General features: G+C 53.5%; 8 protein-coding genes. 2 read left to right on the top strand and 6 right to left on the bottom strand.

From position 1 onward, the window contains the following. Window positions 1-401: 401 nt before the first annotated feature. On the bottom strand, window positions 402-3,806 hold the full coding sequence (locus tag KDM89_RS16335; RefSeq protein ID WP_212688993.1) for a S41 family peptidase: 3,405 nt from the start codon (window positions 3,804-3,806) through the stop codon (window positions 402-404). Between the two features lie 182 nt (window positions 3,807-3,988). On the opposite strand from KDM89_RS16335, the gene KDM89_RS16330 reads away from it, so the two are divergent. Beyond that, on the top strand, window positions 3,989-5,767 hold the full coding sequence (locus tag KDM89_RS16330; RefSeq protein WP_212688992.1) for a glycoside hydrolase family 44 protein: 1,779 nt from the start codon (window positions 3,989-3,991) through the stop codon (window positions 5,765-5,767). A gap of 473 nt (window positions 5,768-6,240) precedes the next feature. Here the strand turns inward: KDM89_RS16330 and KDM89_RS16325 are convergent, their stop codons facing one another. After that, a complete protein-coding gene (locus KDM89_RS16325; RefSeq protein WP_212688991.1) occupies window positions 6,241-7,431 on the bottom strand; it encodes an acetylornithine transaminase in 1,191 nt (396 codons plus the stop codon). A gap of 414 nt (window positions 7,432-7,845) precedes the next feature. Beyond that, window positions 7,846-8,874: a CDP-6-deoxy-delta-3,4-glucoseen reductase gene (locus tag KDM89_RS16320; RefSeq protein WP_212688990.1), complete on the bottom strand. Its 1,029-nt coding sequence runs from the start codon at window positions 8,872-8,874 to the stop codon at window positions 7,846-7,848. Window positions 8,875-8,886: 12 nt separating this feature from the next. Between KDM89_RS16320 and KDM89_RS16315 the strand changes: the two genes are divergently transcribed. Continuing rightward, window positions 8,887-9,804, top strand: a complete 918-nt coding sequence (locus KDM89_RS16315; RefSeq protein ID WP_212688989.1) for an NAD-dependent epimerase/dehydratase family protein — start codon at window positions 8,887-8,889, stop codon at window positions 9,802-9,804. Between the two features lie 94 nt (window positions 9,805-9,898). Here the strand turns inward: KDM89_RS16315 and KDM89_RS16310 are convergent, their stop codons facing one another. Genes KDM89_RS16310 through KDM89_RS16300 form a run of 3 tightly spaced genes read right to left on the bottom strand, consistent with a single transcriptional unit; the run spans window position 9,899 to window position 15,211 of the window. Beyond that, on the bottom strand, window positions 9,899-12,589 hold the full coding sequence (locus KDM89_RS16310) for a CHASE domain-containing protein (protein ID WP_212688988.1): 2,691 nt from the start codon (window positions 12,587-12,589) through the stop codon (window positions 9,899-9,901). Between the two features lie 10 nt (window positions 12,590-12,599). Continuing rightward, on the bottom strand, window positions 12,600-14,378 hold the full coding sequence (tfpB, locus tag KDM89_RS16305; RefSeq protein WP_212688987.1) for a type IV pilus assembly ATPase TfpB: 1,779 nt from the start codon (window positions 14,376-14,378) through the stop codon (window positions 12,600-12,602). Further along, window positions 14,375-15,211 (bottom strand): spermine/spermidine synthase domain-containing protein, encoded by an 837-nt coding sequence (locus tag KDM89_RS16300; RefSeq protein ID WP_212688986.1) that lies wholly within the window; start codon window positions 15,209-15,211, stop codon window positions 14,375-14,377. Before KDM89_RS16300 ends, tfpB begins: the two co-directional genes overlap by 4 nt. Window positions 15,212-15,292 lie beyond the last annotated feature (81 nt).

Here is a 15,292-nt window from a genome sequence, read left to right as displayed (position 1 = left end):
CGCAGGTGAGCGCAATCGCAATTTGCAGCGGAGTTTTAAGCAGAAAAGGTGTCATGGCCAGGCATTCGGAAAGAGAATAGAGGGAAATCGCAATGTATGCATCACCGGGTATGCGGTATGAATATAGCATTGCCATTATGGAAATTTCTGGGTCGAATGCGAATAATGTTTACTTATGTAACCGTTGTTTCAAATACAAAACAAATATTTGCTTAGCGATAAATATTTCCTCATGCTAGCTAAACAAAATTGCCAAGCTTTTTCGCAAATGATGTTTGTAGTTAATATTAATGAAGGTTATTAAATGCGCGGATAAAATTAAATGGATTCGTAAAGTAACATTCAACAAAAAAAGCCGCCCATCCATGAAGGATGAGCGGCTTTTCAGTGTGTAGGCAGAATTACTTCTGTGCAGCAGAGCGTGACGGGATTGCCTGCGGAATCAGCGGTTTGAGTGGCTGTTCCTTCATTTTTTCCATCAGCATGCGGATCGCAGTTTCCAGCTGCTGATCACGGCCTTCGAAAGTCGCGTTCGGCATGTTTTCGACTTCCACATCCGGTGCAACGCCGACACCTTCCACCAGCCACTGACCATCCATACCGAACTGTGCCGTTTCGGCAGCACGGATCTGGCCGCCATCGGTCAGGCGGTTGCCGTCCGATAACCAGACACCGGCACCTGCAGTGCGTTTACCAACCAGTGGTGCCAGCTTGAGTGCTTTGATACCGGCAGCAAATGTTTCGCCGTCAGAGTACGTCAGTTCATCGACCAGCACGATCAGATGACCACGGAAAGTCTGTTGCATATTGGTGTATGGTGCGACACCTTTTTTAGACCAGAAAGCCCAGGTTTTGCGTAACAGTTTTTCGATGATCCAGCTGTCAATATTGCCGCCACGGTTGCGACGCACGTCGATAATCAGACCTTCGCGGTTGTAGTTCGCATAGAACTCGCGCGCAAATGCGTTGATATCCTGAGCACCCATTGCACGTAAATGCAGGTAACCGATTTTGCCGCCGGATGCCTGATTTACTTTGGCTGCCATGGTTTGTTCCCAGTCTGCATAGCGCAGATCTGCATTTTTCGGCATGCTGATCGGATGCACAATCACTGCATGCGGCGCACGGTTGCCACGGCGCACGTGCAGCAATACTTGCTTGTCGGCCTGATTCAGCAACAGATCAGAAATATCACGTGCTTCGCTGACCGGCTGACCATTCACTGCAAGAATCACATCGCCTTCTTTCACATCCACGTCCGGCTGTGCCAGTGGTGCGCGTTCGTTCGGCAGATCCGGTTCACTGCGGTAGATATGATCTACACGCACGCCGCCCTGTACGCGGCTCAGTACCGCGCCCAGTGTTGCCGGTGTGCCTTCGCTGCCTGCACGACGGGTTTCGCCCGGACGGAACTGAGAGTGCAGGGTGCTGACTTCCGCCATCATCATGCTCAGTAAATCATTCAGCTCATGACGGTCGGTGATGCGGTCTACCAGCGGCTCATATTTGCTGCGGATTTTTTTCCAGTCCATGCCGCGCATATTGGCGTCAAACAGATAATCGCGGTGCATACGCCATGCATCGTTAAACATCTGTTTCCATTCCGATTTCGGATCAACACGGAAAGACCAGTCATTTAGCGCGACTTTGGCTTTGGCAGTGTCAGGCGGTGCTTTGGCTCCGGCATCAACAACATAGAAGTCACCCGGAGCAGTAGGAGATACAGTACGGAACACGATACGTTTGCGGTCCAGTGACAAATCAAATGACTGAATGTTTCCGGCGAATACTTCCACAGTTGCGCCGGTGCGGCTGAAAGCCACCGTTTTAACCATTGGTACATTGTCAAAGTCAGCCAGATACAAGCGTTTGTCATCGGTGTGCAGACTGCGGTAATTACCTGCAGGAACCGGAACCTGATACAGACGTTGTTCGATACCTGCCCAGTCAATCGCTGGTGCGCGCGGTGCAGGTGCTGCGGCCGGTGCGCTTGCTTTGTCATCGGTTTTTGCAGCCGTCTTGTCCGCCGCTTTTTCTGCAGGCTTATCGGCTGGTTTGTCTGCCGGTTTGTCGTTGCCCAGATCAGCACCGGACGCAGGTTTATCCGCTGGTTTTTCAGCCGGTTTCTCCTCTGTTTTCGGTGCGGCTTTACTCAGTTCATCATCGGCTTTGAAAGGGAAGCGTGCGCCCGCCTTCAGTGCGATTGCAAATACGCCGGTACGTTTGCCGAAGGCCGGGCCCATATTGCGGTCGCCCCATGGAGAGCCATTCGATACCTGGAAGTTGCGTTCCGACAGGAAGTACAGCCACTGACCATCGGCAGAGAATACCGGTGCGTGGGAATCAAAGCGGTCGCTGGTGATGAATTGCAGCTTGTGGCTATCCAGACTGTAGAGGCCGATCTGGCTGCGCTGCATACTGTTATCGCTGCGTACGATCGCGAGAGTTTTGCCGTCGACAGACCAGACAACACCGTTATGACCACGCTGGCCCAGTTTGCCTGCGTCATCAATCACTTTGTTCTGACGGGTTTGTAAATCCAGCAGCCACAGGCGACCCAGTTTATCGGTGTGTGCCAGATGCTTGCCATCCGGCGACGGGAAAATATTTTCGCGGTGAAACTGACCATCATTCGTCAGCATTTCACCTTTGCCGATGCCATTTGCCGGGAAGCGCCAGATTTCATTTTCGCCGCTGGTATCGACGAAAGCGAATACCCATTTGTCGTCAGCGGAAAACACGGCACTGCGCGCGCGGGAACCCGCTGGCAGCGGAATGTTGATACGACGCTGAGAACCAGGACCGGCAATCGCGATATGACCGTGCGCGGTAATGACCACTTTGTCGCTGCGGGACGCGATTTCGGAATCTGTTAAAAATTCCAGTGGATTGCGGATCAGCTGACCGCGTTGCTGATCAAAATCGGAAACCAGTTCGACAGAAGGTGTGCTGTCGTTACCGCTGGCGATGTCGTACACATGCAGATCAGCACCGAGCTGATACACGATTTTGCCGTCACCCTGCGCAGCATTGCGCACTTCCCAGTCTTTATGGCTGGTCAGGGCTTTCGCCTGTGTGCCATCCGCTTCGGCTACCCACAGATTGAATACGCCGTCTTTATCGGCAGTAAAGTACAGTTTGCCGTTATAGAACATCGGGCGACGGTGATTCCATTCTTCGCCGCTGAACAGGCGCTGCGCTTCACCTTTCGCTTTCAGATCATAGCGCCAGATACTAGCCATCGCACCGCCACGGTATTCACGCACATTGTCGTTGGTCATTTGCAGACCAAAGCGGGTGAAATACAGGTAACGTCCACTGTCATCCAGTACCGCTTCATTCGCATCAGCGACCGGGAAAACGCGGCGCTTCAGGGTTTGCGGATTAACTGCGGCGATGATGCGGTGCGCATTCGGGCCGGTACTGTTCAGGGTGCTGACCAGCACTTCGCCTTCCGGTGTCCAGCCCAGTACATTCACCACTTCGTTTTCAAAGGTAATGCGCTTCGGTACGCCACCCTGTGCCGGCATCACATAGGCTTCGCTGCTGCCTTCATAGGCGGCGACGAAGGCCACCCACTTTTTATCAAAAGAAATCGCAGATTGCGTTTCCGCTGCCGGATGCGTGGTCAGACGCTGCGCCTGACCGCCTTGCAGACTGGTTTTCCATAAGTCGCCTTCAGCGGTAAACACCAGCTGATCGCCACGCACCGCAGGGAAACGCAGATATGCCGGTGCTGCCCATGCACTTCCCAGAACACCCCCGAGTGCGAGTGACAACACCATTTTTTTCATTATTAATTTCATAATTTATTTTCTTGATAAAAAGATCAGAAAAATGCAACAAACCGGCAGCGGATTCCCTGCAAACGTAAAAAATGTTACCGCTGTGTAAGTAAAGTTGATGCAGGGAAACTCTCTGTTTATAACGACTCCCGACGATAAAAAATATTTCCAACTGGAAATAAATTAAATTCAGGGAGAGCTGTATGAGACCGACCACTCTGGCAAAAGTTCTGCTGACAGCAGGCTTACTGACACAAATTCCACTGGCGCTGGCGCAAAACGTGACATTTACCGTCAATACCCAGACCGAACGCAAAAATATCAGTCCGCTGATTTATGGCTTTAATGCCTATGCCGATGGCAGCGGACGCGCTGGCTGGGATGCGCACGGCGGTCGTGCCAGTCTGGAAGGCTTGAATCTGACTTCCCGCCGCCTCGGCGGTAATAATATGACCAGCTATAACTGGGAAAACGGCGTCAGCAATTCCGGCGCTGATTTTTGCCATTCATCGAACTTCGGCGTGACTTACTCCACCGGAGCTGGCTGGCCGAATCAGCAAAATGGTCTGGCGTATTACACACCGGGTGCAGGGCTGATCAGTTTTCATGATCAGTCGCTGGCGCTGAATACCTTCTCTTTGTTGCAATTACCAGCCGCCGGAAAACTGCCGAAAGATATTCAGTTTCTGAATCCGCCCGGCAATTGCAATGGTCAGCAATTATGGCAATCCACTGCCGGTGCTTCGAATGTGGAAACTGCGCGCTGGCTGACAATCGTCAATGATAAGCCTGCCGCCGCCGGTGCTGTATCGCTGAATCCATCGCTGAACGATAACGTGGTGTATATCGATGAAGAACTGAATTTCCTGATTAAGAAATACGGTAAAGCATCTGCTGCGAAAGGCGTGAAAGGCTATGAGCTGGATAATGAACCGGATTTGTGGCACTTGTGGCCAACCTATCTGGGAGCGGGAACGCATGAAAATCTGCATCCGGATCTGACTACGGTTGCCGAAGTTTTGCAGAAAAATGTATCGCTGGCACAAACTGTTAAACGTATGGATGCATCGGCCAAAACCTTTGGTCCTGCACTCAGTGGCTATCTCGGTTTATACAGTCTGTGGTCTGCATGGGATGGCAGTGCAGCGCACCAGCCATCCGACTGGACACAGTACAACAAAGAGCCTTACATCACGAAAAGCACCGGTGACCGCTATCGCTACAACAATATGACGTTTGCCAATGTGTATTTAGATACGATGAAGCAGGCATCGACCACGGCCGGTAAGCGTTTGCTGGACGTTTTCTCTTTCCATTACTATCCGCAGGCTTCGTACGATCAGGCCACACGTTCACAAGCCTCGCGCAGTCTGTGGGACCCGCAATACGTAGAACCAACTTGGATTACGCAGCCGGGCTACGGCTTTACCGACGGTAACGGTTTGCAAATGTTGCCGAAGCTGAATCGCGCGATTGCCGATTTTTATCCGGGCACCAAACTGGCAGTCACTGAATATGATTTCGGTGGCATGTACGATGCAACCGGCGCGATTGCGCAAGCCGATGCGCTGGGCGCTTTCGGTAAAAACGGTGTGTATCTGGCGACCTACTTTGGTGACGTAGAAGGTTATATCGCATCGGCCTTCCGCCTGTTCCGTAACTACGATGGCAATAAATCGGTGTTTCCGGAAATTTCGGTACGCGCTGTGTCGACCAATAACGCGAATGGCACGGTGTACGCTGCGGTCAGTGCTGCCGATCCGAATACCGTTCACCTGATCACAATTAACCGCTTGCCAACCGCACTGAATGCCAGCGTGCAAATCACGCATCCTGTAGCGCTGAACTATGTGCAGGCATGGGGTGTGGACAGCAGCAGCCCGAACGTCAGCGCACGTCAGGTACAAACCACACTGAATGCAAACAAATTCAGCACTTCGCTGCCACCGTACTCTGTCATGCACTTTGTGCTGAAACCCTGATCCCTTCCCCCGGGAATTCCGGCCGGACATCCCCCGTGTCCGCACCGGCAAACCGCTCACCGGCAACGGCGGGCGGTTTTGTTTTGTGCTGCGTTTGCAGTTTGGACAGGGGTAACTTTTCCCCGACGCATCACCATGCCAGCCCGGATGCTGTCTGAACCGCCGGAATTGCCCGAAAATGGCTCAAATGCGGTGTTCTGCATAGCGATCCGGCGGTCGTCGGCAGAAAGTCCGGCTCTCCGGAAATGCTAAATGACGATATTTGCACAATGAGCAGAGGGTGAATCTGCGTGCGATTGGATAGATGGGATACAGCGCTTGCGTCGTGTCAGCAAGGCCTGAGACGGAAACTAGAACTGAAACAAAAAAGCCATGCAATTGTCAGATTGCATGGCTTTTTTTTAATGCGGCGTGCAGGGCTGCTAGTTTACTGATGCAGCACTGCGTCGCCGGCTTACGGCGAATCAGCTTTATCAGCCTTTGATTTCGCGCAGAATGTCTTTCAGGCCGTTCAGCATCAGGTCCAGCTCTTCGCGGGTGACGTTCAGGGCTGGCATGAAGCGCAGCAGGTCAGGGCGCGGGGAGTTCAGCAGCAGGCCGGCAGGTTCCAGATTACGTGCTTTCTCTACGATTTCAGCGCCGATGTTGCTGCCCAGTTTCAGCGCGCGCAGCAAGCCTTCGCCGCGTTCGCCTTCCAGACCGAATTCTTCCGACAGTTTGATCAGTTCTGCGCTCAGGTAAGCTGCGTTTTCACGTACTTGTTCCATGAAGCCCGGTTTCAGCAATTCCTTCAGTACAGCCAGACCCACAGCCGTCATCAGCGGTGCACCGTTGTATGTACCGCCCTGATCGCCCGGCACGAAGCAGGCGACTGCTTCGCGGCACAGCAACGCGCCCAGCGGGACGCCGCCGCCGATGCCTTTGGCCAGTGTCATGATATCCGGTGTGATGCCGGACAACTGATAGCCGAACAGTTCACCGGTACGACCCATACCGGTTTGCACTTCATCCACGATCAGCAGAATGTTGTGGCGTGTGGTCAGTTCGCGCAGCGCCTGCATGAATTCACGTGTCGCCGGAATAACGCCACCTTCGCCCTGTACCGGTTCCAGCATGACTGCAACGGTTTTGTCGGTGATCAGTTTTTCAACGGAAGCGATATCGTTCAGATCTGCTTTCGGGAAGCCGGTGACTTGCGGCGCAAACAGCGTATCCCAGCCCGGTTTGCCGGACGCGGACATGGTGGCCAGTGTACGGCCGTGGAAGCCGTGATCAAACGTGATGATTTCAAACGCGCCGTTTTTGTTTAATTGTCCCCATTTACGCGCCAGTTTGATCGCGCCTTCATTCGCTTCTGCACCGCTGTTGGTGAAAAATACGCGGTCGAAGCAGGAATTTTTGGTCAGCGCGTCGGCCAGTGCAATCATGCCTTCGTTGTAAAACGCCGGTGACGGGTTCAGCAGTTTTTTGGACTGCGCAACCAGTGCTTCGTGGATGCAGGCAGGGCTGTGGCCCAGGCAGTTGACTGCCCAGCCTTGCAAAAAGTCCAGATAGCGTTTGCCTTTGTGATCGGTCAGCCACATACCGCTGCCTTCGGTAAACACGATGTCAGGGCGTGGGGTGATATACATCAGGGCATTCACGTTGTACTGGCTGAATTCCATTTCTACAGACTCCTTCAGAGGTCAAAGCAACAGGGATGAGGGACAAACAAAAACGAAAGGGCGTAAAAAAAGCCACAGGTGCGGCCTGTGGCTTTTGGGTACTGTGCTGCGCATTCAGAATGCGCGCGTGCACTGACACATCGGCCCAGGCTCACTGTGTGAGCGGCGACGTAGGATGATATTCGGTGAAGACATGTCAGGTAGCATTTTCATAGTGCGGATGGTAGGACTTTTTTCGCACTGCGTCAAAGCAAATTTTGCGGAATTTTGCTGAAATATTTTCAGAGGCGGCACAGTGTTGGCATGTGATTAAGCATGCTGTAACGATTGCGGGTGTTCAGATATAAAAAAACGGGAAGCAGCGGCTTCCCGTTTTTCCTGCTGTGCAGCGCAGCGTGTGCCGGTGCGATCAGATTAACCTGCAGCCAGATCTGCTTCGGAAGTGAAAGAGTCCGCGTAGAACTCATCTGCCGGTAACTGGCATTGTGCGCTGAAATCGCGTTTCGCCGATTCCACGACCACCGGTGCACCGCAGGCATAAACCTGATAGCCGGACATATCGGCGATATCTGCCATCACCGCCTGGTGCACGAAGCCGGTGCGGCCTTGCCACTGATCTTCGGCTTGTGCATCTGAAATCACCGGTACATAACGGAAGTTCGGCAGGCTGGCGGCCCATTCTTCACACAACGCGCTCATGTACAGATCAGACGGACGACGTCCACCCCAGTACAGCACGACCTGACGTTCTGATTTCAGATGAATCAGTTGCTCCATCAGCGCTTTGATCGGTGCAAAACCAGTGCCGGAAGCCAGCAGAATAATCGGCTTATCGCTGTCTTCGCGCAGGAAGAAACTGCCGTGCGGGCCTTCAAAGCGCAGGATATCGCGCTCCTTCATGGTGGAAAATACCTGATCGGTGAACAGACCACCGGGCATATGACGGATGTGCAGTGTCACGTGCTCACCATTGTGCGACGCATTTGCCATACTGTAGCTGCGGCGTTTGTTATCACGCAGCAGGAATTCAATATACTGACCGGCGCGGTAGGCAAATTTTTCAGTGGCTGGCAATTGCAGCGAGACCAGCATCACGTCGTCGGACAGTTTTTCCAGTTTGTGTACACGGGTCGGCAGTTTTTTGATGGGATAATCACTGCTGGCAGCGATTTCGCGCACATCGACGGCGATATCGGATACCGGTTTGGCGCAGCACAACAGAGTAAAGCCTTCTGCGGCTTCGGCTTCGCTGAGGGCGCGTTGCTGATGCGGGCCATGCTCAACCTGACCATTGTTCAGTTTGCCTTTGCAGGAACCGCAGGCACCGTTTTTGCAACCGTAAGGCAAGCCTATGCCCTGACGGAGTGCTGCATTGAGTACGGTTTCATCGGCTTCGCAACTGAACTGACGACCACTCTGGGTCAGACTAACCTGAAAAGTCATAATGTAGTGAATATGAAAAAACAATTAAATAAAATGCGGCGTCCCCGCTTGCTGATTATCGGCTGCGGAGATGTCGGTATGCGTTTGCTGCCTTTGGTGCGGCAGCGTTTCCGGGTGATTGCCGTGACCAGTAACCCGCAGCGCTGCGCGGAATTGCGTGCAGCCGGTGCGATGCCTGTGGTGGCCGATCTGGACTGTCGCCATACGCTGGCGCGCCTGAGCGGACTGGCAGATTGTGTGGTGCATCTGGCACCGCCACCGGCGGATGGTCAGACTGACCGCCGTACCCGTCATCTGGCCGCCATTTTACCCGACAACGGCCGCCTTGTTTACGTCAGTACGACCGGGGTGTACGGCGATTGCGCTGGCGCACAATTTGATGAAACCCGGCCGGTTGCACCGCGCAATGTACGTGCAGTGCGCAGGGTAGATGCCGAGCGCACTCTACGCGGATGGGCAAAGCGCCGTCATGGCCGCTTATCGATTCTGCGTGTGCCGGGCATTTATGCCGCTGACCGTTTGCCGCTGGAACGTCTGCAGCGTGGTACACCGGCCTTGTTGCCGCAGGAAGATGTTTATACCAACCATATTCACGCTGATGATCTGGCACGGCTGATTCTGCGGGCAATCTGGTACGCCCGCCCGCTGCGCGCGTATCACGCTGTGGATCACAGCGATTGCAAGATGGGTGAGTATTTTGATCAGGTGGCTGCCGCGTTTGGCATGACGCCACCACCACGATTGTCACGCACAGCGCTGGCGCAGCAAGTGACGCCGGTGATGCTGTCATTTATGTCGGAGTCACGCCGCTTGCTGAATCACCGTATTACGAATGAGCTCGGCTTTCGCTTTCAGTATCCGGATGTGGCGGCAGGGTTGGCGGCAGCGGTAGCCGCAAAGCATCAAAAAGATCCGGTCAGCGATACCTGAATCCGCGCTTCAGTGTTTCTGTAGTTCGGCGCAGCGCCAGAGCAGCAGGGTATATGCTCTAACCCGCGCTGCTTTGCCGGGCGGTCAGTTCTGTCTATTTTCCTGTTGTATCGTCACTACGCACAGTTGGCAATAACAAATAGAATACGCTGCCGACGCCGACCTCACTCTGGAAACCGATGCCGCCATGCATTTTTTCAATGAGGGTTTTGCTCAGTGATAAGCCAAGGCCAGTACCTGCATATTTGCGTGCAGCGCTGGCTTCGGCCTGCGAGAATTTATGGAAAATGCGGTCTTTGAAATCATCCGGAATGCCGATGCCACGGTCCCGCACTTCGATGCGTACCCAGTCATTACGCTGCAAAATCGCAATTTCCACATCCTGATGTTCAGATGAGAATTTGATTGCGTTTGAAATCAGATTACTCAGCACCTGAATAAACCGGCCTTCATCCACAACCACGGTCAGTCCCGGTGTGTCATCCGGCAGCAGATGCAAATGCACACGGTAATTCTCGGCGTAACCCTGATTTGCCGTAATCGCTTTTTCCACCAGACTGCGTACGGTGTGTGTCTGCATATCGAACTGCATACCACCATATTCCAGCTTATCAAAATCCAGCAAATCATTGATCAGTTTGGTCAGCCGGATGGCATTTTCGTTTGCCATGCTGAGCAATCCACGGGTTTTTGGCGGTAACTCTTCACCGATACCGCCTACCATGAGACCGAGCACACCGCGTATTGAAGTCAGCGGCGTGCGCAATTCATGCGAGACTGCGGAGACAAACTCACTTTTCAGGCGTTCGGCACGCTTGGTTTTGCTCAGATCGTGCAGCATGATAATCAGCATGGTTTGCTGACCCAGCCGCACTTTGGTGACAGCCAGTTCCAGTGGCAGGATTTCACCATCCTGCCGTTGCGAACGAATTTCGATGCGCTCAGGGTTGATATGATGCAATTGCAATTCTGCCGGCAGGACTTGTGACAGTTGCTGGCGCAGCAGATTTTGTGCTTCCTGATCCGGAAACAGACTGAGCAACTGGCGTCCGCGCATTCCGCCCGGTGCGAGCCCGAACAGATTTTCTGCAGACGGATTGGCAGACTGAATCAGCCCATTGGCATTGCAGGTCAGAATCGCTTCGGCGGCGTAATTCAGAATTGAGCTGAGGCGGTTTTCGCTGTCATGTAACTGTGCAGTACGCTGGCGCACCAGATTTTCGACGTTATGCGTGTGGGCGCTGGTCATCAGTAAATGCGCACCGAACAGCGCGGTGAATGAAAGACCACCGATAATCGCCGCCCATGTCACCCATGAAATATGGGTTTTCCAGTATTCCGCAGAAGGTTGTGCTTGCAGAACGTACTGGTGGCTGCCGAAAAGGATCGCCGACTGGAATAGCGGTGCTTCTTTCAGTCCGGCGGAATAATCCAGAAACACGGACTGGCCATCCGGAAAATCTTTGTCAAAGAAGCGGACGTGAAACTCTTTTTCTTCGGTATCAGTCAGCGTTTCATGCAGGATATCAGCCAGCCGGAATGACGCCGTCACCACACCGGTGAAAGCCTGACGCCTTTCCTCTGTATTCATCAGGCTGCGTCCGTTCTGATACACAGGCGCAAACAAACTGACGCTATCGGCTTGTTTGCCGGCACCACTGATCGCCGGCGGCGTGGTTTTGGTTTCTCCGCTGTCGCGTGCATTTTCAATGGCATGCAGGCTGGCAGGCTGTAAAGCCAGGTTAACACCCGGCAAATCCGGATGATGATTCAGCGGTGTCAGATACAACACCGGATACATCGCCTGACCATGCAGGTGCTGACTGTCACGCGATGTTGCAGGCGGCAGAATATGCCAGCCCGGGAATTCATCCTTGTTCAGGTTTTGTTCAAAAACGCTGGCGGCACCCGGTGCCACATACGGAACCCATGCGAGATAACTGATGCCTGGAAAGTCACGCAGCGCGTGTTCAGAAAAGACGGCAAATTCGTGCTGGCTGACCCGGTTTGAACTGGCAAACAGACGTTCCAGATAATCCAGCACCATTGCATGGTGATTCAGGCGGCTTTGCACATTCTGGCTCATACGCTGGGCTTCCAGCCGGAATTCCAGCGCCTGTTTATCGCGTTCGCGATCCCGGATAAAGACAAAGGCGATGACGACTATCAGAATGCATGCGCTCAGCGGAATCAGCACTTTGTAGCGTCGTGATGCCCAGAGTTTATGTGGTTGCCCGGCAAATAACAGCCACGCCGGCGCTGCGATGATCATACCCAGCGTATCACCGACCCACCAGATCAGCCAGTTATTGTCTGACTGCACCCGGGTCAGTTGTCCGAGTACGCGCAGAATGCCGATATCGGTAGTAGTACCGGCGGCGGCAGCCACTGCGGAGAACAGAAAAAAAACAGCAATATCTTTATTGCTGTCCAGCGTAATGGATTGTCTTTGCCGTGACTGAATCAGCCAAGCTGCGAGCCCTGCCTGCAGCACAGCAACCATGGATAACAGCATGGCGACTGATAAGGTCGCCACGTTGAACGGGATCGTACGCTCGAAAGAAACCGACAGGCAGAACGCCAGCGCGCCAACAAAGACGCCGGGGATGGCATGCAGTCCGTATGTGAGCATGGCACCGAGGGCCAGACCAGCAGCAGGATAGAATGCGGTGGCGTAGCCCGGTGGCATGGACAACAACAGGGAAAAGCGCCCGGCCAGAAAATAGCAGAGCGCCACGGCAAAAAATCGGAATACTCCTGATGACAGCAGTTGCCGGTAGTTCATGGCCCGTTTTTCAGTTCAGTGCGGACGTCGCTTTCAGGACTTCTTCCGCGGTGGTTAAACCTTCTGAAATTTTCTCTGCGCCGGCGATGCGCAGTGGTTTCATACCATCTGCGATACTCTGACGCCGTAATGCCGGTAAATCGGTTTCTGCATGGATCAGTTTGCTGAAGGCTGGTGTAACTGTCAACAATTCATAGAGGCCGGTACGTCCAAGGTAACCGGTCTGACGACACTCCGGACAACCGACGGGACGGTAAATGTGTGCGGGTTTGGGCAGATTCCATTGTTCAGTCAGACTTTGCCAGATCACATCCGGCATATCACCATCCGGTTTCTTGCAATGCGGACACAAGGTACGCACCAGACGCTGCGCCATGATGCCAATGATGGTGGCATCCAGCAGGTAGTGCGGCACACCAAGATCCAGCAGACGCATAATCGCAGAGGGCGCATCATTCGTGTGCAGAGTGGATAACACAAGGTGACCGGTCAGTGCGGCCTGAACCGCCATTTCCGCCGTTTTCAGATCGCGGATCTCACCAACCATGATGATGTCAGGATCTTGCCGCATCAGGGCACGGATACCATCGGAAAAATCCAGATCAATCGAATGCTGTACCTGCATCTGATTGAAACTGGCTTCGACCATTTCAATCGGATCTTCAACTGTACAGACATTGACATCGGATGTGGCCAGCGCCTTCAGTGTGGTGTACAGCGTAGTGGTTTTACCGGAACCAGTCGGGCCGGTGACCAGAATAATGCCGTGCGGCTTGTTGGTCAGTTGTTGCCAGCGCAGCGCATCGGCTGGCGGGAAGCCCAGCTCCGGCAGAGTTTTGACGACCACTTCCGGATCAAAAATACGCATCACCATTTTTTCGCCAAACGCCGTTGGCAGTGTGGACAAACGTAACTCTACTTCCTGACCATCATTGGTACGGGTCTTGATGCGGCCATCCTGCGGACGGCGTTTTTCGATGACGTCGATACGTCCCAGCAGTTTGATACGCGCAATCATAGCGATCATCACCACCGCAGGAACCTGATACACCTGATGCAGCACACCGTCGATACGGAAACGGATTGCCGCCATATCGCGCTTGGGTTCCAGATGGATATCTGAGGCGCGCTGTTCAAATGCAAATTGCCACAACCAGTCTACGATATTGATGATGTGCTGGTCGTTGGCATCGACTTGTTTCTGATTGCCGAGTTCGACCAGTTGCTCCAGATTCTGACGCAGGTTCAGATCATGGGTATTCGCTTTACGCGCATTTTTGATCGATTTTGCCAGCGAGAAAAACTGCGTGATGTACTGCGCAATTTCCAGCGGATTGGCAAATACCAGCCTTACCTGTTTACGGCTGATGCGTGCGATTTCACTCTGCCATTCGGTATTGAACGGATCGGTGGTTGCTACAACGACCGTGTCGCCATGCAGTTCTACCGGCAGAATATTGAAGCGGGTTGCGTAACTTGAGGACATGATGTCGGCAACCGAAGTGAAATCAATTTTCAGCGGATCGATACGGTAAAACGGCAGTAGTACATGGCGCGCAGCCCATTCCGTCAGCCAGTCCAGCGTCAGCAAAGCATACGGCGGTTTACCGGACACCAGCTTGCACTGGGCGGCAGCAGTCAGCGGATGCATCGCGACGGCGCTTCTCAGTATTCCCTGTGCTTCCTGATATTTCTGTCGGGCTTCTTCTTTACTCAGAATGCCGTCTGAGACCAGCCAGGAAAATATCTGTTGCAGGCCGAGGCTGCGTTCCGCTGTTTGTGCACTCATGGTGTGTTGGATTCTTCCTCTGAAATGGCTTCCTGCAGGGCGCTGACCCAGCTGTCGGCCGGTAATTTGGTGGCAGCGCGAATCGCCGCTGCCCGTTCATGCAGTGTTTTCCAGTTCAGGCGCGGGGCTTTTTTGAAAGCGATGGCAATCACATTGCCATCATGAATTTCAGGCAGGTAAATGACTTGCTCAAAGGCGGCGTCCAGCGCCACGCGGTTAATCAGGAAACTGCGGTGGCCACCACCGAACAAGTTAACTGTCATGATGCCGCGTAATTTCAGGCAGTCTGCACAGGCTTTATAAAACTCCGGGCTGTCCAGTACCGGTCCGCGAGCGGTGGCATCGTATAAGTCTACCTGCAGGATATCCAGTTTCTTATGATTTTTACGGTCAGAAACAAAATCCATCGCATCCATTTCCAGGACTTCCAGCCGTTCATCATCCTGCGGCAGTTTGAACATGGCACGTGCGACATTAATGACTTCCGGATTCAGTTCCACCGCCTGCACCGATGCTTCGGGAAACTGGCGGTAACAGAATTTGGTGATCGCTGCGCTGCCCAGACCGAGCTGAGCGATGCGCGCCGGTGCTTCCTGAAACAGCATCCAGGCCATCATTTGCTGTGAATATTCCAGTTCCAGCCAGTCTGGTTTTCTGACCCGCATCGCACCCTGTACCCATTCGGTGCCGAAATGCAGATAGCGGATGCCATCCGATTCGGACAGGGTAATCGGTGCAAAACGCGGCTTGCGGCGCGCAGGGCGGGTGGCAGCGGCTTTCGGGCCGCCGCGCAGGTTGGATTCAGCTTCGATAGATTTTCGTTTGATCAGCATAACTGGGTGGCAGCCATCACTGGCTGCCGGAATTCGGGGTTATCGGGGGTGCAGGCAAGCCCGGGCTGGTATGACTGGTAT

The organism is Cognatundibacterium luofuense, from assembly GCF_018139685.1.
GTDB lineage: Bacteria > Pseudomonadota > Gammaproteobacteria > Burkholderiales > Burkholderiaceae_D > Undibacterium > Undibacterium luofuense.
The sequence above is the reverse complement of the archived record's forward strand: the minus strand, read 5'-3'. Positions and strand labels throughout refer to the sequence as shown.

What these genes read in the sequence shown, in the direction of transcription:
- KDM89_RS16330 (WP_212688992.1), top strand. Translation starts at nt 3,989, where the DNA reads ATGAGACCGACCACTCTGGCAAAAGTTCTGCTGACAGCAGGCTTACTG.
- KDM89_RS16335 (WP_212688993.1), bottom strand. Translation starts at nt 3,806, where the DNA reads ATGAAATTAATAATGAAAAAAATGGTGTTGTCACTCGCACTCGGGGGT.
- KDM89_RS16320 (WP_212688990.1), bottom strand. Translation starts at nt 8,874, where the DNA reads ATGACTTTTCAGGTTAGTCTGACCCAGAGTGGTCGTCAGTTCAGTTGC.
- tfpB (WP_212688987.1), bottom strand. Translation starts at nt 14,378, where the DNA reads ATGAGTGCACAAACAGCGGAACGCAGCCTCGGCCTGCAACAGATATTT.
- KDM89_RS16310 (WP_212688988.1), bottom strand. Translation starts at nt 12,589, where the DNA reads ATGAACTACCGGCAACTGCTGTCATCAGGAGTATTCCGATTTTTTGCC.
- KDM89_RS16300 (WP_212688986.1), bottom strand. Translation starts at nt 15,211, where the DNA reads ATGCTGATCAAACGAAAATCTATCGAAGCTGAATCCAACCTGCGCGGC.
- KDM89_RS16325 (WP_212688991.1), bottom strand. Translation starts at nt 7,431, where the DNA reads ATGGAATTCAGCCAGTACAACGTGAATGCCCTGATGTATATCACCCCA.
- KDM89_RS16315 (WP_212688989.1), top strand. Translation starts at nt 8,887, where the DNA reads ATGAAAAAACAATTAAATAAAATGCGGCGTCCCCGCTTGCTGATTATC.